The 23,976-nt window shown below is 49.0% G+C and carries 22 protein-coding genes; 13 read left to right on the forward strand and 9 right to left on the reverse strand.

Going from position 1 to position 23,976, the window contains the following annotated elements; all coding sequences use genetic code 11:
* Window positions 1–8: 8 nt before the first annotated feature.
* From LQ567_RS09320 to LQ567_RS09340, 5 genes are all read left to right on the forward strand, one after another.
* A complete protein-coding gene (locus tag LQ567_RS09320) occupies window positions 9–893 on the forward strand; it encodes a hypothetical protein (protein WP_231004231.1) in 885 nt (294 codons plus the stop codon).
* Window positions 894–916: 23 nt separating this feature from the next.
* The gene (locus LQ567_RS09325) at window positions 917–1,153 is read left to right on the forward strand and encodes a hypothetical protein (protein ID WP_231004232.1); all 237 of its coding nucleotides are present in this window, start codon (window positions 917–919) and stop codon (window positions 1,151–1,153) included.
* A complete protein-coding gene (locus tag LQ567_RS09330; RefSeq protein ID WP_231004233.1) occupies window positions 1,143–2,684 on the forward strand; it encodes a hypothetical protein in 1,542 nt (513 codons plus the stop codon). The genes LQ567_RS09325 and LQ567_RS09330 overlap by 11 nt, the downstream gene beginning before the upstream one ends.
* Window positions 2,685–2,686: 2 nt before the next feature.
* Window positions 2,687–3,784 carry an Imm5 family immunity protein gene (locus LQ567_RS09335; RefSeq protein WP_231004234.1) on the forward strand — a complete coding sequence of 366 codons (1,098 nt, stop codon included), beginning with the start codon at window positions 2,687–2,689 and terminating at the stop codon, window positions 3,782–3,784.
* A 222-nt stretch (window positions 3,785–4,006) separates the two neighbouring features.
* Window positions 4,007–4,666 carry an MgtC/SapB family protein gene (locus tag LQ567_RS09340; protein WP_231004235.1) on the forward strand — a complete coding sequence of 220 codons (660 nt, stop codon included), beginning with the start codon at window positions 4,007–4,009 and terminating at the stop codon, window positions 4,664–4,666.
* Window positions 4,667–4,853: 187 nt separating this feature from the next.
* Here LQ567_RS09340 and LQ567_RS09345 read toward each other — a convergent pair whose 3' ends face one another.
* The 3 genes from LQ567_RS09345 to LQ567_RS09355 form a co-directional block, all read right to left on the reverse strand.
* Window positions 4,854–5,324, reverse strand: a complete 471-nt coding sequence (locus LQ567_RS09345) for an SRPBCC family protein (protein WP_231004236.1) — start codon at window positions 5,322–5,324, stop codon at window positions 4,854–4,856.
* Between the two features lie 24 nt (window positions 5,325–5,348).
* Complete coding sequence (locus LQ567_RS09350) at window positions 5,349–6,419, reverse strand: NAD(P)H-dependent flavin oxidoreductase (RefSeq protein ID WP_231004237.1); 1,071 nt, start codon at window positions 6,417–6,419, stop codon at window positions 5,349–5,351.
* A 151-nt stretch (window positions 6,420–6,570) separates the two neighbouring features.
* Window positions 6,571–8,682, reverse strand: coding sequence for an endonuclease MutS2 (locus LQ567_RS09355; protein WP_231004238.1), 2,112 nt, complete (start codon window positions 8,680–8,682; stop codon window positions 6,571–6,573).
* 313 nt (window positions 8,683–8,995) lie between these two features.
* On the opposite strand from LQ567_RS09355, the gene msrA reads away from it, so the two are divergent.
* The 4 genes from msrA to LQ567_RS09375 all read left to right on the forward strand — a co-directional run bounded on the left by msrA (window position 8,996) and on the right by LQ567_RS09375 (window position 12,825).
* On the forward strand, window positions 8,996–9,538 hold the full coding sequence (gene msrA, locus LQ567_RS09360) for a peptide-methionine (S)-S-oxide reductase MsrA (RefSeq protein WP_231004239.1): 543 nt from the start codon (window positions 8,996–8,998) through the stop codon (window positions 9,536–9,538).
* A gap of 166 nt (window positions 9,539–9,704) precedes the next feature.
* Complete coding sequence (locus tag LQ567_RS09365) at window positions 9,705–10,748, forward strand: agmatinase family protein (RefSeq protein ID WP_231004240.1); 1,044 nt, start codon at window positions 9,705–9,707, stop codon at window positions 10,746–10,748.
* A 27-nt stretch (window positions 10,749–10,775) separates the two neighbouring features.
* Entirely contained in the window at window positions 10,776–11,381 is a 606-nt protein-coding gene (locus LQ567_RS09370) for a hypothetical protein (protein WP_231004241.1), read from the forward strand.
* 142 nt (window positions 11,382–11,523) lie between these two features.
* Window positions 11,524–12,825: a radical SAM protein gene (locus LQ567_RS09375; protein ID WP_231004242.1), complete on the forward strand. Its 1,302-nt coding sequence runs from the start codon at window positions 11,524–11,526 to the stop codon at window positions 12,823–12,825.
* 513 nt (window positions 12,826–13,338) lie between these two features.
* Here the strand turns inward: LQ567_RS09375 and LQ567_RS09380 are convergent.
* A complete protein-coding gene (locus tag LQ567_RS09380) occupies window positions 13,339–13,764 on the reverse strand; it encodes a hypothetical protein (protein WP_231004243.1) in 426 nt (141 codons plus the stop codon).
* A 146-nt stretch (window positions 13,765–13,910) separates the two neighbouring features.
* On the reverse strand, window positions 13,911–14,600 hold the full coding sequence (locus LQ567_RS09385) for a Crp/Fnr family transcriptional regulator (RefSeq protein ID WP_231004244.1): 690 nt from the start codon (window positions 14,598–14,600) through the stop codon (window positions 13,911–13,913).
* 145 nt (window positions 14,601–14,745) lie between these two features.
* Here LQ567_RS09385 and LQ567_RS09390 point away from each other — a divergent pair, with 145 nt between their 5' ends.
* Together LQ567_RS09390 and LQ567_RS09395 are read left to right on the forward strand one after the other, a co-directional pair.
* On the forward strand, window positions 14,746–16,629 hold the full coding sequence (locus tag LQ567_RS09390; protein ID WP_231004245.1) for a chloride channel protein: 1,884 nt from the start codon (window positions 14,746–14,748) through the stop codon (window positions 16,627–16,629).
* A 161-nt stretch (window positions 16,630–16,790) separates the two neighbouring features.
* Entirely contained in the window at window positions 16,791–17,297 is a 507-nt protein-coding gene (locus LQ567_RS09395; RefSeq protein ID WP_231004246.1) for a CAP domain-containing protein, read from the forward strand.
* Window positions 17,298–17,854: 557 nt separating this feature from the next.
* Here LQ567_RS09395 and LQ567_RS09400 read toward each other — a convergent pair.
* The 4 genes from LQ567_RS09400 to prmA all read right to left on the reverse strand — a co-directional run bounded on the left by LQ567_RS09400 (window position 17,855) and on the right by prmA (window position 21,078).
* Window positions 17,855–18,298, reverse strand: coding sequence for a hypothetical protein (locus tag LQ567_RS09400; RefSeq protein WP_231004247.1), 444 nt, complete (start codon window positions 18,296–18,298; stop codon window positions 17,855–17,857).
* A gap of 171 nt (window positions 18,299–18,469) precedes the next feature.
* Window positions 18,470–19,282, reverse strand: a complete 813-nt coding sequence (locus LQ567_RS09405; RefSeq protein WP_231004248.1) for a M48 family metallopeptidase — start codon at window positions 19,280–19,282, stop codon at window positions 18,470–18,472.
* A gap of 244 nt (window positions 19,283–19,526) precedes the next feature.
* Window positions 19,527–20,174 (reverse strand): glycerol-3-phosphate 1-O-acyltransferase PlsY, encoded by a 648-nt coding sequence (gene plsY, locus LQ567_RS09410; protein ID WP_231004249.1) that lies wholly within the window; start codon window positions 20,172–20,174, stop codon window positions 19,527–19,529.
* Window positions 20,175–20,256: 82 nt separating this feature from the next.
* The gene (gene prmA / locus LQ567_RS09415; RefSeq protein WP_231004250.1) at window positions 20,257–21,078 is read right to left on the reverse strand and encodes a 50S ribosomal protein L11 methyltransferase; all 822 of its coding nucleotides are present in this window, start codon (window positions 21,076–21,078) and stop codon (window positions 20,257–20,259) included.
* A 206-nt stretch (window positions 21,079–21,284) separates the two neighbouring features.
* Between prmA and eat the strand changes: the two genes are divergently transcribed.
* On the forward strand, window positions 21,285–22,598 hold the full coding sequence (eat, locus tag LQ567_RS09420) for an ethanolamine permease (RefSeq protein WP_231004251.1): 1,314 nt from the start codon (window positions 21,285–21,287) through the stop codon (window positions 22,596–22,598).
* Window positions 22,595–23,950, forward strand: coding sequence for a glutamine synthetase family protein (locus LQ567_RS09425; RefSeq protein WP_231004252.1), 1,356 nt, complete (start codon window positions 22,595–22,597; stop codon window positions 23,948–23,950). Before eat ends, LQ567_RS09425 begins: the two co-directional genes overlap by 4 nt.
* The last annotated feature ends 26 nt before the right edge of the window (window positions 23,951–23,976 follow it).

Here is a 23,976-nt window from a genome sequence, read left to right on the forward strand (position 1 = left end):
ACCAACCTATGAGTGGAATCATTAATATCAATGAACCGTTTTCAGAAAAGTATACACTGATCATTGAAACCGATATGCGGGCGGTAAATATTGCTGCCTATTCCCGTGCCCGGATCCGCTGGGACTTCCGGGTACTGCGGGTGGCCCCGGAGGAGCTGGAAGTGGAGCTGATCCGGCTGGACAACGTACTGCTGGAAGCAACCAACCCGCTTACAAAAGAAGTACAGCAGGTGAGTGATGTATTTGGAAGAATGTACAATGAACTGCACCTCGTCCTCGATCGCCATGGCCAGGTACTGCGGATATTGAACCTGGATATTATTCTCGATAAATGGGCCACAGTTAAGGAGGAAATGCAGCAGCACATCGAACATACGCCGGAGATCAAAGACGTGATTCTTTTAAACGACGAGCTGTTTCAAAGCCAGGAGAAAGTGATTACCGCCATACAGCATAACGAATTTTTTATGCTCTATTTCAACCATCTCTATGGCAATTATTTTCCGTTTCGCGCAAAGCGGGAGCAGCAGTATAATTTCTTCAACACCGCGATGCTGCAAATGCAATTTGGCGGGCACCTGGTTTCCGAAGGCAGCCACACCGTTCAACTGGAGATCAGTGGCACACCGCTTTTTGGTCTTGGAGGATTTACCCGGAAGGCATATGCCCAGTTTGCCGATCAGCTTCCACTGCACAAACTGGCACCGGAAATTGCAGACAACAGTAATTACCTGCTGGATAAAAAAACCGGCAAGGTACTGGAAGCAGCCCGTCAGAAATATGAAATCGCCGATGAAAAGAACCTTTACCTCAAACTGGATTACCATTTTCTTTCAGAAGAAAAATACCGGGAGCGTTTAAAGATGCAACCGGCATTTTATGCGCCTGTTTAACCAACATTCAACATCTAAACACTATGCAGGAAAAAACACAACAATTGAAAACATTGCAGATCGGTCGCTACTGCCTGCAGTGGCATCATTCCGGCCGTTGCTATACCCTTGCCCTGCTTACGCAAAAAGCCACCGGCAGCAACATGTTAAAACGAAAGATCCGGATATACCGGCTTCTGGTGACACCCGGAGGCCGTATCCGGCTGGAACGGCATCAACGCACGCAAACCCTTCAAAAAATAGCTGGTTATGGGCAATAAGATCATCACAGAAAAAGACTTCTGGATCTGCAGCGAGGGAAACATGCCCGCTCCCTTTCAGGGCACAAGAATGGGACTTAAAAAAAAGAGCGGCGACATCTATATTACTACAGAAGATAAATCTACCAGCAGCTGTGTCGATTTCAGTTGCAAAAAATACATGCTCCTGATGGCCATTGCCGCGGCTGTACTGGTGGTTGGCGCCATTTTGCTGGGCGTACTTACGGTAGCTACAGGAGGTGCAGCGCTGATCGCTATTGGTGCACTGGCCGGCCTTGCGGGGGCTGCCATTGGAGCCGTTGTGGGCGCCCTGCTTTGCGGACAAAAAATGGCAGGCAAACGCACCTGGGTCGGCGGGAAGCAAAATTTTGTTTCCCAGGGCACCCGGACGGTTACCGGCGACCACGTAATGACCTGTCCCATCGGAGGCGTAATCACCTTTGCCCCCCAGATCAAGAACTGGAGCCAGGCGCTTTCCATGGGAGCAGCCAATTACATTGGCGGGCTGATGGAAGGTATGATGGCCGGAGCGGCAGTAGGTATGGGTGGTGCGGCGCTCAGCGGCGGTGCAGCAGCCATGGGTGGCGGCGCCGGGTTACGCGGACTGGGTCAGGCAGCGTTGCAGTTTGCCAAAAGTATGCCCAAGAATTTTCTGGTGAATGCTGTTCAAAGCTTTGGTAAATTTGGCCTGGCCCTGCGGGGAATGATGGGAGCGCAAAGCACGGCAGCCGCATATGGCAATACCGGCACGGCAGGTGCAGGCGATTTTACCTCCGGCTTTTTTTCCATGGAAACCGGGGCCGCACAATCGGTAAAAAATGTGTTCACCGGCGGCGGCTCCTGGCAGGATTTTGCAGGCATCGCGCTGATGTTCAGCCCGGTGGGTAAAGGCGTTCAGGAGCTGGAAGGAAAAGGCAAACCCGGGGCTGAAGAGCCGGGCGGTTCCAAACCCGGAGAAGGCGAAACCGCAAAACCCGAGGAGGAAGGCGTTGCCCCAAAAGCGGATGCCCAGGAAACCGCTCCACCAAAAAAGGAAGGTGATGGGGAGGCTTATGAAAGTCCTGCCCCCACCGTGGAAAGCCTGGTACAAAAAGCCAACGAGGCTTATGAACGGGCAAAAGCCGAGTACGAAGCGCTGGGGAAGCAGTATACGAAAAAGACCGTTGCCTCCGATGATATTAAAACATTGAGCGGCTGGGGCGAAAAACCGGAAGGGTACGCAGATATCGCTCCTGAAAGTGTAAAAGACCAGGCGGATGCCATCGGCCATGAGCCCAGGAAAGCCGGGGCCATGGATCAGAAGCATAACGGCGGTTTTGACGGGAAGTATAACTGCTCGCATAGTGAGAAACAGATCTGGACACAAAAGCCGAATGAGCCGATCGGTTCTTCAAGGGAAGTATGTCCGGACTGCCAGGGGTTTGGTTCCAAACAGGCCGTTGCAACGGGAAAGCCCAATGTAGTGGCAGGACCGGAAGGCACCCATATTTATTATCCGGATGGCACATATGAATTTATTCCAAGAGATTAAACATGAACAACAACTTAACAACTTTAAAAGACCAGGCGCTCGCTGCGATCAGTAAGGATCCGAAAGGTGCGTTACCTGTAGATATAAGAAACCGGATATTCGGCGAACTGGATGAACGCAGCGCCGCACTGCTGCTGCTGCGTACCCTGTTGTTCGTACGTCCGCTCTGGAACCGGACATGGCCGCATGACCCCTATTGGGACGACCTGTTTACCCATATAGAAGCCTTTACCGGCGGTGAATATGATGCCACAAAACTGGCGGCCCGTATCCGGCAGGCCCATACATATATGGAGCGACGGATGGAAGAAGAAAAACTGGACGCAGCCTATGCCGGCCTGGCCCTGGTTTATGCCGGGTATGAGATCACTTCACATAATGTACAGGCCACCGCGGCAGAAGATGAGGCCGACTCCGATCCGGAAAACTGGAGCGCTTTATTTGTGGCTTCGCTCGCCTGTAACGGAGGCTGCGCCGATCTTACGCAAATCGATCCCGTCAGGAACCGGGCTTTCTGGAACTATTTTATCACAGGTATCGACGCGGCAGTTCAGCAGCTTCCGCTGCCGCCCATTGCCGCCGCTGAACCTACCGCCACTTCTGAAGAACGGCCTAGGAAACAATTCACGCTTTTTTTAAATGGTGATGAACGCAGCACCGGGGAACTGCTGCAGCTTTATACCCAACTCATGACGGATAACGGCTGGAAAGCGCTTAAATTGGAATCCTATTATGTGAACAATAAACATTCCATGACGGTATTTTATCAGCCCGACCAGTCGGAAGCCGCATGGACCAAAATGGATAACATGAAGCTGTTCAGCTTTAATAATAAAAATGAGATCCGGTTAAAGATCGGGGCACTTCGTGATGCAATGTACCGGTGCCGCCCGGCTGAAGGGGCCTGGTATAAAATGGAACTCCTTATCGAAGCCGGCGACGCGCATGCCTTTTCATTTTTCTACGATACACAATTTCCCTTTTTTAACAGCTGGGCCGATCAGCTCGATTTTATAAAAGATTTTGAAACCTACAGCAGGGATGAAGCGTTTATCCCGGAATGGCTGAAAGAGATCCTGGTGTTTAACCAGCCCCGCTAGCAGACTTATACAGACAGCGTTCAGGTTTGAACAATAACATCGTTTCGCTTAATCCGTCGGGTTCGGGGCAATCCCCCGTGCGCGTCAGATCATTCATTTGGTTTTCACCGATTCGCCGGCAGCCCTTATAAACAGGCGATTCCATGGGCATCTTGAAATATGATCGTATCGCTGTTTAACCGGTTTGCTTTCTGAAAATGATAAAATGTGTAATTTCAGTACATGATTGAAAATGTTATCAGCAGCTTCGACCCAGGCACCATCACCACCCAGCTGGTCATGATCTGCGTTTCCATATTGATCGGAACGGTCATCGGCGCTGAAAGGGAATACAAAAATAAATCCGCAGGTTTAAGAACCTTTATCCTGGTATCCTTTGGCTCCTGTATTTTTACGATCCTGTCCATCCGGATAGGGATTAACAATCCCGACCGGCTTGCTGCAAATATCATTACCGGCATCGGCTTCCTGGGTGCCGGAGTCATCTTTAAGGACAATACCAAAATAGAAGGTATTACCACCGCTACTACGATCTGGGCCACAGCCTCCCTGGGAATGAGTGCAGGTGCCGGCCATATTTACCTGGCCCTCCTGGGCACTGCCGTTGTGATCATCATTCTGAAATTGCTGATGCCCATTCAAAAATTCATTGACAACCGGCACAAGATCAGGGAATATAAAATTGCAACGGCGGCCATCACCGACTTTGAAACCTGTTTGGCCTTATTTCATGAATATCATTTAAAGTTCCTGCTGGTGAGCGAGCAAAAAGACCCCGGGGGCTTCTCCCGCACCTGGCAGGTAAGAGGGGCTCTTAAGAACCACGATCGGCTGGTTTTCCGGCTGGTGCAGGATCCCAGGATCCTCTCCTATCATTTTTAACAGCTAAAACATCGTATAAAAAGGCGTCCGCTTTTCTGTTGCTGAACCTGTGGATGGCCGGCAGCAAACCAACAAGATCCCATAGTCACAAAATGCAGAAGGGAATACGGCCGCCTTAGAAATCTGCGCGTTTCTTAGAGCCCTGGTGTCTTCGTGGCATACACAATGTGGAACAGTTTCATCCGGCTTACCCGTGGCCGGCGATCAGGATATTTTTCCAGTTACGGAATACATACCGGTGGATACTTTTCAGCCCTACCCACATGGGCAGGGAAACCCATAAGCGGGCTCCGGGCTTCAGCGTAAATTCAGTAGTGCGTGTAATGGTTGTTTCTTTTTTGTGCACGGGATTCAATACAAAGGTTTCAACAATAGCATCCACACAGGGGCCAAAATAAATGCTGGTTTCGCGCATTTCAAACCGGAGCTTTTCTTCCGGCACCCATTCCAGGATGGTTTGCCGGATGAGGCCTTTGTCGGAAATACATTCCCGGGTAGCACCCACGCCTCCCTTGCCCTCCGCCAGCCGGCATTCAACCGGCTTGGGAAGCCCTAAAAGAAAATAGCAGGGCTTTTGTTCGTCCATTTTTGAATAAAATAACAACGGCCAGAGCTGAGCCGGGGTCGCTTCAAATTTCCAGGTAGTATGAAGTTTCATCGGTATTTTTATTAAGGCAGTTTTCTAGTTACCAATGGCACTTGCCAGCAACGCCCTTCCAAACCGTTCCACGATTGCTGCCGAAGTAACTGTAGCGGCTGCTAACGGCATTTCCGTTCCGGACCAAAGGCTGGTGAACTCCGCATCATTCTGTGCCTGGGCCCTTTTACGAAGCACCGCTGTTAAGGCATTCTGATAAGGGTATGGAGGCACCGGGATACCCGAGGTTTCAATCGCAGTTATAAAGGCATTGGACAGGCCCCGCGCCCATCGCCCCGAAAAGGCAGTGGTCAGTACGGAGTGCTTTTCCTGTTCCCTGCTCAGCAGTTGTTTATAAGCAGGAATCGCCTGGCTTTCAACCGAAGGAATAAAAAGCGTTCCCAGCTGCACTGCAGCCGCGCCAAGGGCAACCATCTGTTTAGCATCCGCCGTATCCCGTATGCCACCGGCGGCGATCACGGGAATATGGATCGCCGTTCTCAAAGCCTCAAGCAAGGCTTGCAGCGAAGATTGTCCTGCTACGTTTTCATGTAAAAAATGCCCCCGGTGTCCGCCGGCTTCTATGCCCTGCGCCACCACCATATCTATACCTTTCTCCTGCAGATAGACCGCTTCTTCCAAACTGGTAGCCGTACCAATCAGTAATACCTTATGGTTCTTCAGCAACCGGATACTTTCATCATCCGGACATCCGAATGTAAAACTCACCAACCGCACACCTTCCCGGATCAACACCTCCAGCTGGTCTTTATAGGTATACAGGCGCGGTATCTGAAGATCAGCTTCGGTTAATTCATATCCGCGTTCGGCGGCCAAACGGTGTATCAGTTGCCGCATGGGCTCCAGAGAAGCCATGTCCACCTCCGGGATATTGTGTACAAAAAGATTTACCCCAAAAGGCCGGGCGGTTAATGCACGTGTGTTGTGCAGCAATGTTGCAATTGCATCCGGCGAAAGCCCTCCAACCGGAAGCGATCCAAGTCCGCCGGCATTGGAAGCGGCAGCCGTCATTTCCGGAGTAGATACACCCAGCATGGGTGCCTGTATCACCGGGTAAGTGATCTGTAACGCCTCACATAGTGTTTGGGTATGCATGTTTTCCTGTTTATGTTGATTTTTGCCGGTGCCGGTCACCATCGATCGGTTAAGCATCGTAGCGCCCCCTTATAAAAGCGCTGCCCATTGTTGTTTGAATCAGGATCAACCGTATATGAAGCACCTGCTATGGCGTTCACAAACGCCCGGTTTACTGTTTTTCCGCAGCTGCTTTTTCCTTCACCACTACCAGGTCGCTCAGCTCCACCTGCATAGGCAATAAGCCGATCTTTACTACAGCCCGTTTACTTTTAATCTCCAGTACTTCGCCCACCTGGTGATTCCGTTTCATTTTAACCTGGTCGCCTACTTTGATCTCCCCTCCTATTTCCTGGTATTTGGATTCGATCTTTTTCTGGATCTTCCCGGCAGTTTTCTTTTCATTCTTATTGAAAAGAAGGTTATTGATCTGTTTGATCAGCTTTTGTTTATCCTCTTCCTTCTTCCACTCAATGGTGATCTGTTTGAGCTTCCGCTCCATATCTTTAAGATAGGTGATCCGGTCTTCGGATATCTTATTCTGCTCCCGCAGCACATTCATTTGCTGACGGTGTTTTTCCTTATCCATCACCCGCTCCATTTCCTTTTTCAGCCGTTCATTCTCCCTGATCAGCCGCTCCAGCTCCTGGTCTTTTTTTGTAAGGTCGCGCAGGTTTTGTTCTGTTTTGTTCAACAATTTATCCAGCCGGTACTGGTCATCATCCACCATTTGCCGCGCCTGGTTGATCAGCCGCTTTTCCAGTCCGATCCGTTCTGCGATCGAAAAGGTATAGGAACTGCCCGGGCGCCCTACCACCAGCTGAAACATGGGCAGCAGGTTCTTTTCATCAAAGGCCATGGCACCATTTACGATCCCATGTGTTTTTCCCGCCATTACCTTCAGGTTGAGATAATGGGTGGTTACGATGCCATAAGAATGCTTCTTCAGCAACTCCAGCAGGATCACTTCAGCAAAAGCGCCACCCAGGTTCGGATCACTACCGCTCCCCAGTTCATCAATAAAGAACAGGGTTTTACCGTTGGCATGTTCCATAAAATGCTTCATATGGATCAGGTGACTGCTATAGGTACTAAGCTCAAATTCCAGGCTCTGGGTATCTCCGATATGGATCATGAGCTGTTTGAATACCCCAAACTCACTGTTCGGATGCACCGGCACCAGTAACCCGCTTTGCACCATCAGCTGCAGCAGTCCTACCGTTTTCATGGTAACGGTTTTTCCACCCGCGTTCGGACCGCTCACCACCAGTATCCGCTGGCTTTCATCCAGGTTAATCGACACCGGGAAGGTTTGTTTGCCGGAGCGTTTATTATACAAATACAATAAAGGATGATACGCATTTACCAGGCGCACCTGTGCCTTGTCTGCCACCACAGGAAACTCCCCGTTGATATCCCCTGCAAATTTGGCCTTGGCACGTATAAAATCAAATTCTCCAATTACCGTATGCCAGGTATTCAGTAAGGGGGCATGGGTAGACAGATGAGCGGTAAGCTGGCGCAGGATGCGGTCTACCTCTTTGCGTTCTTCATGCTCCAGGTCGGCCACTTCATTATTCAGGTGCATGGTTTCTTCAGGCTCGATAAACGCCGTTTTACGGCTGTCGCTCTCCCCGTGCAGGATCCCTTTGATCGCTTTTTTTTGCTCGGCAAATACCGCAATCACCCGGCGACCGTTCATAAAACTTTCTTCGATCTCCGCCAGGTAGCCCTGCTTATTAAGTTTGGCAACGATCTTATCGAAGATGCGGCGCAGTTCGGTGCGTTTGCGATACAGGCTCAGCCGGATATCCTTCAGGGCCGGCGATGCACTGTCCTTTACCTGTCCGATCTCATCCACCACTTCATCAATCATGCTGATAATGGCCTTTTCATAATAGGTTTCTTTTATGACCCGGTACAGGCTTTCATAAGCCAATTTCCGTTCTGCATCAAACCAGCGGAAGATCTTCTCGATACTCTCGGCCAGTTTCCGGATCTGCAGCAACTGCTCGCCGGTAAGCAAGGCGCCGGGAATCGAAAGCAGCTTTAGCTCCCGCGACAGGTTTAAAATATAATCGTTGGGAAAATAAACTGCATTTTGCAGCAACTGTTTAAATTCATGCGACTGCTTCAGCTCCTCATCAATAAACCGTTTATGGGTATGGATGCGCAGCTGCTCTGCCTTTCGTTGTGCATAGTCCGTTTCACAATGCTTTGCTACAAGTTCCCGGATTTTGTCAAACTCTAATTGTATATATGCCGATTCGGGGTATAATTTCATAAACGCCTTCTGTCATTTTCAAGCCTGCAAAGATACGAAGAGGAACCGCTAAATGTTAAATACTAAATTCCAAACACAAAATCCTCACTGTCTCCCCCCCCGCTGTGTACGACTATTTGAACTTTCCCCCGCCTTTCCGCGTTATTAAATTGTAAATTACGGCACGAATATGTAATTTACAGGCAGTAATCGATCCTGCAAATTGAAAACTATTATTCCCATATTGCTATTGACTGCCCTGGCAGTAACAGCCTGCGCACAGAAAAAAAAGGCGCCCGTGGTTTTTACAGGGCCGGCAGCAAAATCTTCTACAATGAGTCAACAAACAGATACAGCCACCTTTGCCAACGGGTGCTTCTGGTGTACAGAAGCCATTTTCCAGGACGTAAAAGGTGTTTCCTCCGTTACCAGCGGCTATACAGACGGACAAACAAAGAACCCCACCTATAAAGAAGTATGCACCGGCAACACCGGTCATGCCGAAGCCTTACAGATCGTTTACGATCCTTCCGTTATTTCTTTTGACGAATTGCTGGAGATCTTCTGGAAAACCCACGATCCTACCACGCTGAACCGGCAGGGAGGTGATGTGGGCACCCAGTACCGCAGCGGCGTCTATTATCATAACACCGCCCAAAAGGAAAAAGCGGAGTATTACAAGCAGGAACTGGATAAGAGCGGCGCTTTTGATAACCCGATCGTAACAGAAATAAAGCCCTTCACCGTTTTTTATCCGGCAGAAGCGTATCATCAGTCCTACTTTAACAATAATGAAAACCAAAATCCTTATTGCACCATGGTGATCCGCCCAAAAGTGGATAAATTTCGTAAAGTATTCAAAGACAAGCTGAAATAGCTGTTAGGAACGAGATATGAGATTTCAGATATGAGATTTAGAAATTGACGCATGTACAAAAGTCTCACTTCTCGAATCTCAATTCTCACTACAAAACAAACGTTAATTGTTGCCGGATGCGATAAAAAGCGCATAACTTTGCGCCTTCCAAAAAAAGGAGACAATAATGTTGGACATAACAAATTTTGATCAGAACTGTGTAGCCAACCCGAACAACAACATTTTTGGGTTGCCCAGCACCGAAGAAAACGCCGACCTGATCATCATCAACGTTCCCTGGGAAGTAACCGTAAGCTATGGTGCCGGAACGGCCAGGGCACCGGAATCCATCCTGAAGGCCAGCATGCAGGTTGACCTGTATGACCCCGACTATCCCGACGCCTGGAAAAGAGGTTATTACCTCAAACCAACCGACCGGACGGTACTCCTGAAAAGTGATTTTCTGCGCAAAGAAGCCGAACTCTACATCGATTATATATCCAAGGGTGAAGAACTGGGCAAAAACCAGTTCATGTGCCGTACCATCAAAGAAGTAAATGAAGGCGGCGTATACCTCAATAACTGGGTGTATGATCAGGCCAAAGTGCTGCTGGACGACAATAAACTGGTAGGTTTGCTGGGCGGTGATCATAGCACACCCTTGGGATTGTTTAAAGCACTGGCCGAAAAACACGGGGAGTTCGGGATCCTGCAGATCGATGCGCACTGCGACCTCCGGAAAGCCTACGAAGGGTTTGTATACTCTCATGCCAGCATCATGTACAATGCACTGAATGAAGTGCCCCAGATCAAGAATATTGTACAGGTGGGCGTTCGCGACCTGGGACAGGACGAGTGGGAATACATCAAAAACAGTGAATACCGCGTCATCACCTATTTTGACCAGGAAATAAAGGAACGCCAGTTTGATGGCGACACATTCAAGAACATCGCTGAAGAAATCATAGGCAAACTTCCGCAAAAAGTACATATCAGTTTTGATATCGACGGGCTCGACCCCAAACTCTGCCCCGATACCGGTACTCCGGTTCCCGGTGGGTTTGAACTGGACCGTGTGTTCTTCCTGTTTAAAAAGATCATTGAAAGCGGCCGCCAGCTGATCGGCTTCGATCTGGTGGAAGTAGGTACCGGTGAAACAGACTGGAATGCAAACGTAGGCGCAAGAGCCCTTTACAAATTGTGTAACCTGCTCGCGGGTAGCAATCAATAACCCGTTCCGGGACTAAAATCTTCAGTATTGAGTGATCCTACACAAAATAACAGCCCCGCCGCCATCGCTACCGAAGCCGGCCCGGGGTATCGTTTTGTGATCCCGAATGCCCGCGTACTCATCTACCAGGTTTTTGCCTATGGCATTATTTTTTTAAACATGCTGGGGCAGCTGCTGATGGACTATCAGCGCAACAGTCCCAACCTGAAGATCAGCGTGCTGGTATGTGTGCTGCTTTTTGTAATGTTTATCTTCCGGGATGTATACCTGTTACGTAAAAAAAACGCCCTGCAATCGCTGGGCATTGTCATCCTTATACTGGGTTTCCGCTGGTACCAGTATGCACTGGGCTGGGGATTTGCCATCAACGTGCTCTTATGGTTTCTTTACCTGGTAGCGCGCCGGCAGCTGGTGATAAACATAACGGTTGAAGAGATCCGTTACCCTTCCTTTCCGGTTAAAAAGATCGCCTGGAACGAAATCAGTAACCTGGTATTAAAGGCCGATATCCTTACCATCGACCTGAAGAACAATAAAATATACCAGCATTTTATAAAAGATGCGGATCAGATCGTTTCAGAAACAATATTTAACGAATTTTGCAGGAAGCAGCTGGCTGCGCATAGCCGTTAGTTAACAGCATCAGGTATCTTTGGTTAGCAGTCAGCTTTTAGCTTTCAGAAGATCTGTTTGTATTTCGATTTTTGTTTTTTAGACTTTTTGAATATAGCGCTTAGTATTTGATATTTAGGACTTAGAATTTAGCATTTAAACAATGGCATTAACATCCTCCCCATACCTTTTGTACTCCGACGGCAACGGGAATATTTTTGAAGATACCAGCCTTTACGCAGTAGGCCGTAGCGGATGGGACGCCCTGCCCGTGCCCGTGGAAGACTGGATCGAATTGCCGGATGGCGGATCGCTTTATGAGCTGCCCGGACGCGTGGGAATTGGTATTGATGTAAAGACCGGTGATCTGCGGCTTTGCGATAAAGGCTGGGCAGTTGCCGCTTTTATTCCGCCGGCGCATACAGGCTTTTATATTGCCGCGTATGAAACCCAGCCGGAGGCGCCTACCCTGCCATTGTTTTGTTATACCGCGGTGGCCTGGCAAAACGATAAATTTTATGTTCCGGCTATGCGTATTGAACAGGATATCCGGCAGGAATGTGCCGGTTTTGATGCAGACAAAGTAAAACTGGGTGTAGCACACCTTACAAAGGCTTACCCGCATAATCGCCTGGTTAATCACCTCGCCAATAATTGTGCACTCACCTATCACTGCCCGGCTGCAAGAAATTATTTTATCGGCCGCTGGGAATGCCCGGTACCCGCTTCGCCGGCCTGCAATGCCAATTGTGTAGGCTGTATCTCCCTGCAACCCGACGAGGAAACCATCGTATCTACCCAGGATCGCCTGCAGTTTAAACCCACGGTGGAAGAGATCGTGGAGTTTACGGTACCGCATCTCGAAACGGCGCCTTATCCGCTGATCAGTTTTGGACAGGGCTGCGAGGGAGAACCCCTGCTAATGTGGGAAACACTGGAAAAAGCCATCATCGAGATCCGCAAGCATACTTCAAAAGGCAGTATCAATATCAACACCAACGGATCAAGACCCGATGCGGTGAAGCGTCTTTGTGAAGCGGGATTGAACTCCATCCGGGTAAGCACCAACAGTGCCCGCAGCGAAATCTATATGCCGTATTACCGTCCCAACAATTACCAGTTTGAAGATATTGTGGAAAGCCTGAAAATAGTCAATGGCTTCGGCGGCTGGACCTCTATTAACTATTTTGTGTTCCCGGGAATGACCGACAGCGTTGCGGAATACGAGGCCCTGCGGAAGCTGATCCGGGAAACAGGATTGAAGATGATCCAGTGGCGTAATTTTAACATCGACCCCGACTGGTACCTGGGGAAGATCGGGGTTAGTGAAACCGGTGAATTCATGGGTGTAAAGCAACTCATGGACCTCATCCGGGAAGAATTCCCGCATCTGAAATACGGGTATTACAATCCCCCCATGGAGCGGATCAAAGGAACCTACGAAGTAGATTTCGCCCATTATTAATCCATTTCTTTTTCACGCAACAACGCGAAGGAGCTAAGGTTGGCCACAAAGGTACCAAGGCACGAAGAAGCACTAAGCGTCTCCCTTTGTGTTTCTTTGAGTCTTCGTGTCTTCGTGGTTCTATTCCCCACGCAGCATAACGACGTTAACGTTAGCCACCAAAGCCCAAAAGCACGAAGAAGCACTAAGCGTAAACCCTCCTTTGTGTTTCTTTGAGTCTTCGTGTCTTCGTGGTTCTATTCCCCACGCAGCATAACGGCGTTAAGGTTGGCCACAAAGGCACCAAGGCACGAGGATGCACTAAGCTAAACCCTCCTTTGTGTTTCTTTGAGTTTTCGTGTCTTCGTGGCTCCTCTTCACGCAATAAACGCAAAGGAGCAGCGAACGCAACGAATCAAACCTTTGCCGGCATCAAATAGAAAAAGCAGCATTAAGAACTTCGCGTTTCCTTATGCTTTTGTGGGTCTTTGCGGTTCCATTAATGCCCGAAAGCAGATAGCTGATCATCGCCCCCTACATATAAATCTCCTGATGCTTTACCAGCCAGGGTACCGCAACCGTTGCAAATACACCTGAAATAACCACGATGCCCAGCAGGAGGTGCTGGAACTGCACGGTCAATACCGGATCTGGGGAACGGTGCACCTGCAACGTGCCATAAATACAGAGGCCTGTAAACAAGGCCGACAATACGATATAGATCCTGTCGCCTTTCGGAAAAAGCCGGTCGATCAGCGCAAATGCAACCCCGGCCAGCGGCAACGCAAAGAGCGTAGCAAAAATAATGGTGGATACATTTACCAGGTCGTGCAATGGAAAAGTGGTAGACTCCCGGAAAAGCACATCATATACCAGATTTAAAACGGTGGCAATATAACCTGCAAATAAACCGGCCATCAGCGGTTTATAAATATGACTGTTGTAGTTTTTTGTTTCCATACAGCAAAAGTATGATTTATATCACATTTTTAAAACCGCTCATCATTTTTTAACCATCTGTATACACAGCAAATACCTGTTTTGCAGACTGCAACGGAGCTACCCGGACGCCTGCAAGGTTGCTGTTCAAACAGTACTAAAATGGGCTATTTAACGTTTGATTCAGCCAGCTTCGCCAGCTGCTTCTCCTTCAAAAGGGCAAAGCGCTTATCGCTGGTCCGGATCAGCTTTTCGGCTTCCAGTTCGCCGATTGTCCGCGAAATCGTTTCGTAAGTAGTTCCTACAAAAGAGGCCATGTCCTGCCGGGTAAGCCGGATATCAATATATCCCTCGTCATTTACCCCAAAATTGTCTTTCAGCATCAGGATGGCCTCAGCAATCCGCCCCTTCACTTCCATATGTGCCATATTGCGCACCCGCTTTTCCGTGGCTTCCAGCTCGTTGGCATAGAAGTCCATCAACGCGTACGTTAGACGGGGATTTACCTGCAGGGTGGCTTCAAAGAACGGAATATCCAGGTACATCAGCCCCGTGTCTTCAAGTGCGGTGGCCGACACCGGATATACCTTCCCCTTTCCCAGGCCCCGGTACCCGATCATATCCCCGTTTTTTGCAAACCGGATAATGAGTTCTTTTTCATTGCCCCAGCGTTGGTGGATCTTGACCTTTCCCCAACGGATAAAGAACACGCCTTTTACCACGTCTTGTTCCGAAAAAACGGGCTGGCCTTTTTTTACAACGAGCAGTTGCCGGTTGGCATCCACCGTGGCCCGCCATTCGGGCATACAGTGCCGGTATAGAATATTATTATCGGGAGCGTCCTGTTTTTCTTTCATTGCTGTTTTCAAAAATAAAAAAATACCGTTAAGAATCGCTTCCCTGTTCCCCACCCATTACAGGTCACCCGATTTTTTACACTTTTTTCATCAAAATTATGATATAAATCATACTTTTGCAGCTTCTTTTTAGATCCCATACAATATGAGTATTCCGATTTCAACCGCCCTTCAGTCTACATTAGCCTCCGAACACATGGAGCAACGGCCCGCTTCCAAAAAGATCCGGCTGGTATTTATCTCCCTGCTGGCCATTGGCATTGGTGCATTGGTAAGCCTGATAGCAAAGCTCCTGATCAGCCTGATCAACCTGGTAACCAATATAGCTTTCTTTGGTAGCTTTTCTCTGGCTGAAGCCTCTCCCGGCCATCATCATCTGGGCATGTGGGTAATCATCGTGCCCGTGATCGGCGGCATCATTGTGGGCTTTATGGCGTTGTATGGCTCCCGGGCCATCCGGGGTCATGGGATCCCGGAGGCGATGGAGCAGATCCTTACCAACAATAGTAAGATCAAACCTACGATCACCTACTTAAAGCCGCTTTCTTCTGCTATTGCCATTGGTACCGGAGGGCCCTTTGGTGCAGAAGGTCCAATCATCGCTACCGGTGGCGCACTGGGATCCACGCTCGGGCAGCTGCTCAAAATATCGCACCAGGAACGGAAGGTATTGCTGGCAGCCGGCGCCACTGCAGGTATGTCAGCCATCTTCGGAAGCCCCATTGCCGCTATTTTTCTGGCGATCGAGCTCCTGCTGTTTGAATTTTCTGCTGCTTCTATTTTGCCGGTGGCCCTGGCCTGCATTACCGGAGCAGCCGGACATCATTTCCTGTTTAGCAGCGGTCCCGTATTTGCCATTGCGCAAACCATCGCCACGCCTTCAAACCCGGCGCTATTCCTGTATAGTATCGAAGGTATCCTGATTGGCCTGCTTTCTGTAGCGGTAACAAAAGCGGTATACTGGCTCGAAGAACTTTTTGAACACTTGCCGGTTCACTGGATGTGGTGGCCGGCCATCGGCGGATTGGCGGTGGGTATTATCGGTTATTTTCATCCCAATACCCTGGGCGTGGGTTATAACAATATTACGGATGTATTATCCGGCAGCCCCACGCTTAAGGTTATTGCACTTTTGTTCCTTTTCAAATTCCTTTCCTGGGCCATTGCCTTATCCAGTGGAACATCGGGTGGCACCCTGGCCCCCCTGCTCACCATCGGGGGAGCCGCCGGCGCCCTTACAGGCATGGCCTTTCAATATTTTTTTCCACAGCTGGACGTTTCTGTTTCGCTTGCAGCGCTTATCGGCATGTCGGCCATGTTTGCCGGAGCCTCAAGGGCGCTGCTGACCTCGATCCTTTTTGCACTGGAAACCACCGGGCAGGTGCATGCGCTGCTGGCATTGCTGGCAGCCTGCGCGCTGGCCTATTTTATTTCTTTTTACCTGATGGAACATACCATCATGACTGAAAAAATTGCACGCCGCGGTGTGCGCACCCCGGTGAACTATACCCCGGATGTGCTGGAACAATACCAGGTAAAGGATGTAATGAGCAACGACGCCCTGCTCATTAGCAGTGATAGCCGGATCGCCGATGTAAAGCAGTGGCTGGATCAGCACCCGGATACCCGCGCCAGTTACTTTATTATCACCGGCAGCGATAATAAACTCAGCGGTGTGGTAAGCTCTTCCAGTTTGCTAAGTGATCACCAGGATCCTGCCGCCCGTGTAGACTCGCTGATCAAACGCAAATCGGCCTGGGTACAGGAAAATGGCTCCCTCAAAATGGCAGTAGAAACCATGCTTCGCTTTGATGTGGATCTGCTGCCCGTAACGGACAAGAACCAGGTAGTGGTTGGCAGCATCAATTACAAAAATATCATGACCGCGTACCAGCATGTGCGGAATGCCAGCGAGCAGAAGCAGGTGCATATTTCATTGAAGCGGCAAACCCTGAAGCTGCTGATAAAAGGCAACCGGCTGGTGCACCGCAATCCCGGCAAACCGCAACGGAGCGAGGGAAAAGCATAACCTTCCTGCTGCGTGCGAAGGATCTTCACATCCCTGTTCCTCAGCGGCGGAATGAAACAACGGGCATCCGATCTTTCCTGGCGTCTCCCGCGGATACAGGGCTTTCAGCAGGTATGATTCTGTGGCATAAAGTTTGACCCTGGTAAAGAAACCGTATCGTTATGATGGACCGTGTCTTCTCCTTCTTCCTGCCCGCGTTTCTCTTGCTGACGGTTGTGGCCTGTTCTTCTTCAAAGCGGCCGCAGTCGGCCATGAATGACGACGGCTTCAGCAGCCGGAACTTTTTACAGCAGATCAATACCATTCGTGCAAGGGGATGCAATTGCGGCGGGCGAAACTATCCACCGGCACCGGCGGTAGGCTGGAACAATAAACTGGAAAACGCCGCAGCAGCTCACAGTAATTATATGCAGCGCAGCGGCCGGCTAACGCATAGCGGACGCAACGGTATGATGCCCGAAAAAAGGGTTTCCGCCTCCGGCTACCAGTGGAGTGCGGTTGCGGAAAATATTGCCATGGGACAGCGAAGCACTTCAGAAGTCATTCAAAGCTGGCTACAAAGTCCCCAACATTGTCGCAACATTATGAGCCGGAATATAACCGAGATCGGCGCCGCCCGTTCCGGTGCTTACTGGACCCTGGTACTGGCCGCGCCTGCCTATAAATAAAAAGAGGCAGCAAAGAATTACCGCCCCGGCCATAGGTAGCCCTTTAGTATGTTGATACCTTTGACTGCAGCCTACACTTAAGAACATTCAGCTCTTTGCGCAACCTGCATCGCAAGCTTATTGTACATCATTTTATTTAAGAGTATAGGATTTACTTTTGTTTGGATTTACCGGCAGTACAGTATACCTGTTTTCGTTACTCCGAAGCTTCTTATTATAAAAAGCAGCAACGAACGGATACAGGGCTTTTTTATTTCATCCTACGGTCTTCCAAAAACGAACAACGACGATGGAGTTTCCAGGTCTCAAACAATGTGCTTCCGGCCGCAATATACCGTGCATAGCCACCGGAACGCCTGACCGCTATCAGGCCAAAAGCTGTATTTGGTCAGGTGTTCTATATTCAAAAACCGTATGCATAACCGGCCTTTTAAGCCAGCCGGTGCTTTATGTTTTTATCCCCCCGCTCACCGAAGCAGGCGGGCTCCCAAAAAGACAAGACCTCATTCTGTTCTTCCAGAATGAGGTCTTACCCATTTTTTAAGTACCATTAAAACTTAAACCAATTCTGCCCTTCTTTTACCTTTTGCACGGGCACTGCTGTCGCGCTCCGTTTCACAACATTTTTCAAATCGGGTGGCGGTCCACACATGATCCAGTTCCACGCTGTCCATCCCTGCATAACCCTTGTCGGTAAGTTGGCACCAGCTACGATCCCTGTTCAAATCGGTAACGATCTTGGAAGTCGATTTCGGGTGTGCTACCCAAAACTTTGTATTCTCTTTCAGACAAGGCATCACTTCATTCAAAATTCCATTCAGCTGGTTTTCGTTTACCGCAAATACCAGCGCAAAATCAAGTTTTCTTGATTTCAACAAAGGAGTCATGTTCTTGGCAAAGGATAATTTACTGAATTGTTTTTCGATGGATGAGGGGAGTCCTTGAATTAAGAGATTTTTTTCTTCCGCGTACTGTAATTTTTCGAACACTGTTTGAGTCATAAGAACTTGAAGGGGTTTATTAAAAAATCTGACTTAAATACTCAATTAGCAAACAAGATTCATCTAATTAAAGTGCAAAAGTACGAAAAATTAAAGTTTTAGACAAGCTTTTAGAACAAAACCCCTACTTTATTAAAAGCAAGGGTTTTAAATATATAATATATATGGCATCTACTTACCTACCGGCCGGTAGTACTTCATGGCTTCCGGCATAAACTTCTGCAGTTGCTCAATTCTTCTTTCCGGTCCGGGGTGCGTGCTTAAAAATTCCGGTGGGCGGCTGCCTTGTGCCTGAGCCTGCATCCGTTGCCAGAGGCCGATGGCCTCCTGCGGGTTATATCCCGCCATAGCGGCCCAGATCATGCCGTAATGATCGGCTTCCAGCTCCTGCTTGCGGGAAAAAGCCAAGATACCTACCTGCGAGCCCAGGCCCACTGCGGTGCCAAATAACTGGCGCATTCCGCTGGAAGTTTTATTGGCCATAAATGCATCCAGGATATTGGTGCCATATTGGGCGGCAACCGTCTGGCTCATCCGTTCATTGGTATGCCCGAACAATGCGTGGCTTACTTCATGTCCCATTACGTTGGCCAGTGCCGCCTCATTTTGAGTAATGGGCAATAACCCGGTATATACTACAATTTTTCCACCCGGCATACACCAGGCATTGGCCTCATTGCTTTGTACCAGCTTGGTTTCCCATTGATACCCGTTGAGGTCTGCCGTTAAATTGTTTTGCTTGTAAAACGTATTCACCGCATTGATGATCCGCTGCCCCACCCGGTTCACCATTTCGGCGTCCCGGTTGCTGCTAGTGGTTACTACTTTATTAGACGAAAGAAACGTTTGGTATTCGGCTACGGCCATTTGCTGCAACTCCGATTCCGGCAGCAATTTCATCTGGCTACGGCCGGTAATGGCATTCGTGGAACACCCCGCTCCTACGGCTGCCGCAGCGATAAAGATGAACAAGTTCTTGATCATAGTGAAGGATTTTAATTTGCAAATAAACAATCTTTGTACCAAAGTCAGGTGGGAGACTTCAGATATTCGGTTTTTGGCCATTCGTTTTGTGATCAGCTAACTCATTATTCGCCCCTCAGCATCCTTTCGCGCAATCCGGAGCCTTGAAATTAGCCCGGTACTTTAGCATTCTGGTTAAATCAGCGTTAGCTTTTGGTTGTAAACCCAACCGCTGATAATGACAGCCGGGCGGGTATGTGAACGCTTACTGATTCCGTTGTTTACGACGATCCCTGTTTTTAAAGATCGGCACCTTATTCTCAGCACCCTTTAGGATTCTGCCAATGTTTTTCTGATGTGTAAGGATCACCAGCAATGCCACCGCAACCGCAAACACCCTGTAAAAATGATTATCTACATTAAAGATCACCAGTATAAAAACCGGGAAGGCCAGGCTGGCCAATATAGAACTCAGCGATACGAAACGGGTCAGGTACAGTACCAGCAGAAAAATACCCGAGCAGGCCAGCGCTGTCCAGGGACTGATGCCGATCACAAGACCAAACAAAGTAGCTACTCCCTTACCACCCCGGAAATTGGCCCATACGGGGAATATATGACCGAGCACTGCTGCAATTCCAAAGATGAGCTGGATGTTTAAAAAAGCAATATCATTATCGGCAAACTGGGGAAGGAAAAGGGCCAGCTTAACGGCAAGGAAACCTTTCAGGGAATCACAGATCATAACAAAAGAACCCCAGCGAGGCCCCAGTACCCTGAATGTGTTGGTGGCGCCGGCATTACCGCTGCCATAGTCCCGTATATCAATCCCGAAAAAACCTCTGCTAACCCAAACCGCAGTAGGAATACTGCCTAAACAATACGCTAATAAAAAGAGTAGTACATAATTCATGTATATCCAGCTAAGTGAAATACAAAAATAGCGATAAAAAGCTAACCGCCACTTAATAAATCTTTAACATTGATTTAAAATTTCACACATGAAACTTTAAACACAACCAGTTGTTTTTCAAAAACTTATCATCCATCACCAATCCTGTTTCCACCGCCCGCTCCACAATTTCAGGTTCATCTGCTTCCAGTAAACCGCTCAAAAGCAAAGTGCCCCCGGGTGCCAGTTGCAGCTTCAGCTGCGGTATGGTTTCCATGAGCACATTTTTATTGATATTTGCGAGGATCACGTCAAAACGGGCTTCCTGTTCGGCGGATCCGGATTGCAGCAGCCGGATGCCGGCACAATGATTGATCTCAAAATTTTCGCGGGCATTTTCGATACTCCATTCGTCAATATCGGTTGCCAGCACTGCCGCAGCGCCCAGTTTTTGGGCCAGGATCGCCAAGATACCTGTACCGGTGCCGAAATCAAAAACACGTTTGCCGCCAAAGGATATGCCGCGCATTTGCTGCATCATCAGCCAGGTGGTAGCATGATGCCCGGTGCCGAAGCTCATTTTGGGGTTGATCACAATTTCCTGCGCTACATTATCAAAAGGTGAATGGAACGATGCACGTACGGCCACAAAATCGTCTACCACCACAGGGTCAAAATTAGATTCCCAAAGCGCATTCCAGTTCTGCGGTTCCAGCTCGCTCATCTCATACGTAACCTGCAACGGAACGCAAACCGCATCCAGCTCCGCCTCCGTAATCTGCCCCTCGCTAAAGAACGCTTTCAACCGGGTATCCCCCTCTTCAAAACCATCCGCCTTATCGGCCAGCGCCGCGATCAGCAATTCTGATATGTTTGCTGTGATATTCAGAAACACCACTTCCGTATATGTTGCGCCGCCACTCATCTTTATTGTTTTTATACGCTGTTTTAAAACCAGCAGGCCAAGGTATATTAAATCACCAGCATCTGCAAATTCTTTTAACGACTGAGCTCGTGACCATAGTTTCCTGTTGAGCAAAAAAAAATCCTTTACAGGAAATTAGAGCAGTTCATATTATCAATATCTTTATAAGAGAACGATTCATTTAAACCAATTATTTAGTAAGGCATATGACGAATCCTGCACAGCAGTTAAAAAGAACGCTTAATGCTACCATGTTATGGGGCCTGGGCGTAGGGTATGTTATTTCGGGAATGTATTTTGGATGGAACCTGGGTCTTGAAAAAGGCGGCACCCTCGGCATGGGTATTGCCACCCTGTTCATCGCACTTATGTATGTTGCCTTCACCTTTAGTTATACAGAACTTGCCTGTGCCATTCCAAAGGCCGGTGGCGCCTTTGATTATGCCGGCCGAACAATGGGAAAAGACCTGGCTTTTTTTGCCGGCATGGCCCAAAATATTGAATTCATCTTTGCACCTCCGGCTATCGCCTTTGCCATTGGCGCCTATTTTAATTTATTCTTTCCGCAGTTGCCGGTGCTGGGCATTGCCGTTGCCGTCTATATTATTTTTACAGCCCTGAATATTTCCGGTGTAAAAGCGGCCGCCACCTTTGAACTGGTGATCACTATTATGGCGGTGGGCGAGCTGTTATTATTTGCCGGTATTACGCTGCCGCATTTCGACACCGTGCATCTTAAAAAAAATGCACTGCCGGCAGGATGGACTGGTATCTTCCCCAGCATCCCGTTTGCCATCTGGTTTTTCCTGGGTATTGAAGGCATTGCAAATGTGGCGGAAGAAACCAAGAACCCGCAGCGTACCATTTTAAAAGGATTTGGTTCTGCGATCCTGACGCTGGTAGTGCTTTGCGCACTCACCTTTATCAGCTCGGTAGGTGTGGCCGGCTGGGAGGCAGTGGTATACACGAAGGAAGGCACCACATCAGACTCGCCGCTTCCGCTGGCCTTATCGCATATTGTTACCAATAACGCCTTCCTGTATCATATGCTGATTACCGTTGGGCTGTTCGGGCTGGTTGCCTCCTTCCACGGTATTATACTGGCTGCAGGCCGGTCTTCATTCGAATTCGGAAGGGCCCGCTTTGCACCGCAGTGGCTGGGAAAAGTAAACCGCCGGTTCCAGACACCTTCCAATGCCCTCATTGCAAATATGGTGATCGGTATCATTGCGCTGCTTACCGGCAAAACCGGGGAGATCATTATCCTCTCGGTATTTGGCGCATTAACCCTTTATATCATTTCCATGATTGCCGTGATCCGTCTCAGGCGGAAAGAACCTGCGCTGGAGCGGCCTTTTAAAGTGCCCTTCTATCCGTTGTTCCCTTTTATTGCATTGATCCTTGCCTGCATTTCATTTATTGCAGTGATCGTTTATAATTTCAAACTCGGATTGGTGTATCTGGGCCTGCTGCTCATCAGCTATATTTTATTCAGTCTTTTCTTCAAGAAATCGTTATGACCACCAAAGAAATTTTACAGTACGTTAAGAACCACGAATCGGGAAAAGTAAAAATCGCCTATGTGGATATTGACGGTATCCTTCGCGGAAAATACATTTCTGCAAAAAAATTCATGGGCATCGCAGAAAACGAAACCTCTTTTTGTGATGTGATCTTCGGCTGGGACTCCGGTGACGTGTCCTATACCAATTGCAACTATACCGGCTGGCATACAGGCTACCCGGATGCACCCGCGCGGATCGATCTCAGCACCTTTCGTAAGATCCCCTGGGAAAATGGCCTCCCTTTTTTCCTGGGAGAAATCATCGACAACAAAGGAGCCCCGGCCTATGTTTGCCCGCGGCAACTTTTAAAAAAAGTGCTTGCCGACGCATTACAGCAGGGACTTAAACCATATGCAGCGCAGGAATTTGAATGGTTCAATTTTGCCGAAACCCCGCAAACGGCCGCTGAAAAGGGCTTTCAGCAACTCACCCCACTTACACCGGGCATGTTTGGCTATTCCATTTTAAGAAGCTCACTCAACAACCGCTTCTTCACCGCGCTGTTTGACCAGCTCCGGGACTTTGACATTCCCATCGAAGGCATCCATACTGAAACAGGGCCCGGCACCTACGAAGCCGCCATCGAATATTCCGATATCCTTACCGCTGCCGACCGGGCCGTGTTGTTTAAGACCGCGGTAAAGGAGATCGCGTATCAGCATGGCATCATGGCTACGTTTATGGCAAAGATCCATGAAAGTCTGCCGGGTTGCGGCGGACATGTACATCAAAGTCTCCGCGATAAAACCGGGAAAAAAAATGTGTTTTATAATGGCAAAGACAAGCAGCAAATAAGCACCACCCTCCGGCATTATATAGCCGGGCAGCTGTATTGCCTGCCGCAGATCCTGCCGATGTTTGCCCCAACCATCAACAGCTATAAGCGCCTGGTAGAAGGCGCCTGGGCTCCAACGACCATCACCTGGGGCATCGATAACCGCACCGTAGCCCTGCGGGTATTGCAGCAAAGCGAAGCAGCCTGCCGGCTGGAAACAAGGGTGATCGGTGCCGACGCCAATCCCTACCTGGCTATCGCCGGCGCTATTGCATCCGGTCTTTACGGCATCCGGCATAAACTGGAGCTGCAGGACGCCGTAACCGGCAACGGGTATACGGACGAATCTCATGGTGTATTGCCGCGTACGCTGGAGCAGGCAACCGCCGCAATGAAAGCATCCGCAGTAGCCCGGGAATTATTTGGCGAAAAATTTACCGAGCATTTTGTAACCACCCGCGAATGGGAATGGAAACAACATTTAAAAACCGTAACAGACTGGGAGCTGAAGCGCTATTTTGAGATCATATAAAAGGAACCCGATCCATTGATGAGGGT

This window comes from Niabella pedocola (assembly GCF_021044425.1).
In the GTDB taxonomy this organism is placed as follows: Bacteria; Bacteroidota; Bacteroidia; order Chitinophagales; family Chitinophagaceae; genus Niabella; species Niabella pedocola.

Bases quoted from the DNA above. Each gene is read 5' to 3' on its own strand.
- LQ567_RS09320 (WP_231004231.1), top strand. From the start codon at position 9: ATGAGTGGAATCATTAATATCAATGAACCGTTTTCAGAAAAGTATACA.
- LQ567_RS09325 (WP_231004232.1), top strand. From the start codon at position 917: ATGCAGGAAAAAACACAACAATTGAAAACATTGCAGATCGGTCGCTAC.
- LQ567_RS09330 (WP_231004233.1), top strand. From the start codon at position 1,143: ATGGGCAATAAGATCATCACAGAAAAAGACTTCTGGATCTGCAGCGAG.
- LQ567_RS09335 (WP_231004234.1), top strand. From the start codon at position 2,687: ATGAACAACAACTTAACAACTTTAAAAGACCAGGCGCTCGCTGCGATC.
- LQ567_RS09340 (WP_231004235.1), top strand. From the start codon at position 4,007: ATGATTGAAAATGTTATCAGCAGCTTCGACCCAGGCACCATCACCACC.
- LQ567_RS09345 (WP_231004236.1), bottom strand. From the start codon at position 5,324: ATGAAACTTCATACTACCTGGAAATTTGAAGCGACCCCGGCTCAGCTC.
- LQ567_RS09350 (WP_231004237.1), bottom strand. From the start codon at position 6,419: ATGCATACCCAAACACTATGTGAGGCGTTACAGATCACTTACCCGGTG.
- LQ567_RS09355 (WP_231004238.1), bottom strand. From the start codon at position 8,682: ATGAAATTATACCCCGAATCGGCATATATACAATTAGAGTTTGACAAA.
- msrA (WP_231004239.1), top strand. From the start codon at position 8,996: ATGAGTCAACAAACAGATACAGCCACCTTTGCCAACGGGTGCTTCTGG.
- LQ567_RS09365 (WP_231004240.1), top strand. From the start codon at position 9,705: ATGTTGGACATAACAAATTTTGATCAGAACTGTGTAGCCAACCCGAAC.
- LQ567_RS09375 (WP_231004242.1), top strand. From the start codon at position 11,524: ATGGCATTAACATCCTCCCCATACCTTTTGTACTCCGACGGCAACGGG.
- LQ567_RS09380 (WP_231004243.1), bottom strand. From the start codon at position 13,764: ATGGAAACAAAAAACTACAACAGTCATATTTATAAACCGCTGATGGCC.
- LQ567_RS09385 (WP_231004244.1), bottom strand. From the start codon at position 14,600: ATGAAAGAAAAACAGGACGCTCCCGATAATAATATTCTATACCGGCAC.
- LQ567_RS09390 (WP_231004245.1), top strand. From the start codon at position 14,746: ATGAGTATTCCGATTTCAACCGCCCTTCAGTCTACATTAGCCTCCGAA.
- LQ567_RS09395 (WP_231004246.1), top strand. From the start codon at position 16,791: ATGATGGACCGTGTCTTCTCCTTCTTCCTGCCCGCGTTTCTCTTGCTG.
- LQ567_RS09400 (WP_231004247.1), bottom strand. From the start codon at position 18,298: ATGACTCAAACAGTGTTCGAAAAATTACAGTACGCGGAAGAAAAAAAT.
- LQ567_RS09405 (WP_231004248.1), bottom strand. From the start codon at position 19,282: ATGATCAAGAACTTGTTCATCTTTATCGCTGCGGCAGCCGTAGGAGCG.
- plsY (WP_231004249.1), bottom strand. From the start codon at position 20,174: ATGAATTATGTACTACTCTTTTTATTAGCGTATTGTTTAGGCAGTATT.
- prmA (WP_231004250.1), bottom strand. From the start codon at position 21,078: ATGAGTGGCGGCGCAACATATACGGAAGTGGTGTTTCTGAATATCACA.
- eat (WP_231004251.1), top strand. From the start codon at position 21,285: ATGACGAATCCTGCACAGCAGTTAAAAAGAACGCTTAATGCTACCATG.
- LQ567_RS09425 (WP_231004252.1), top strand. From the start codon at position 22,595: ATGACCACCAAAGAAATTTTACAGTACGTTAAGAACCACGAATCGGGA.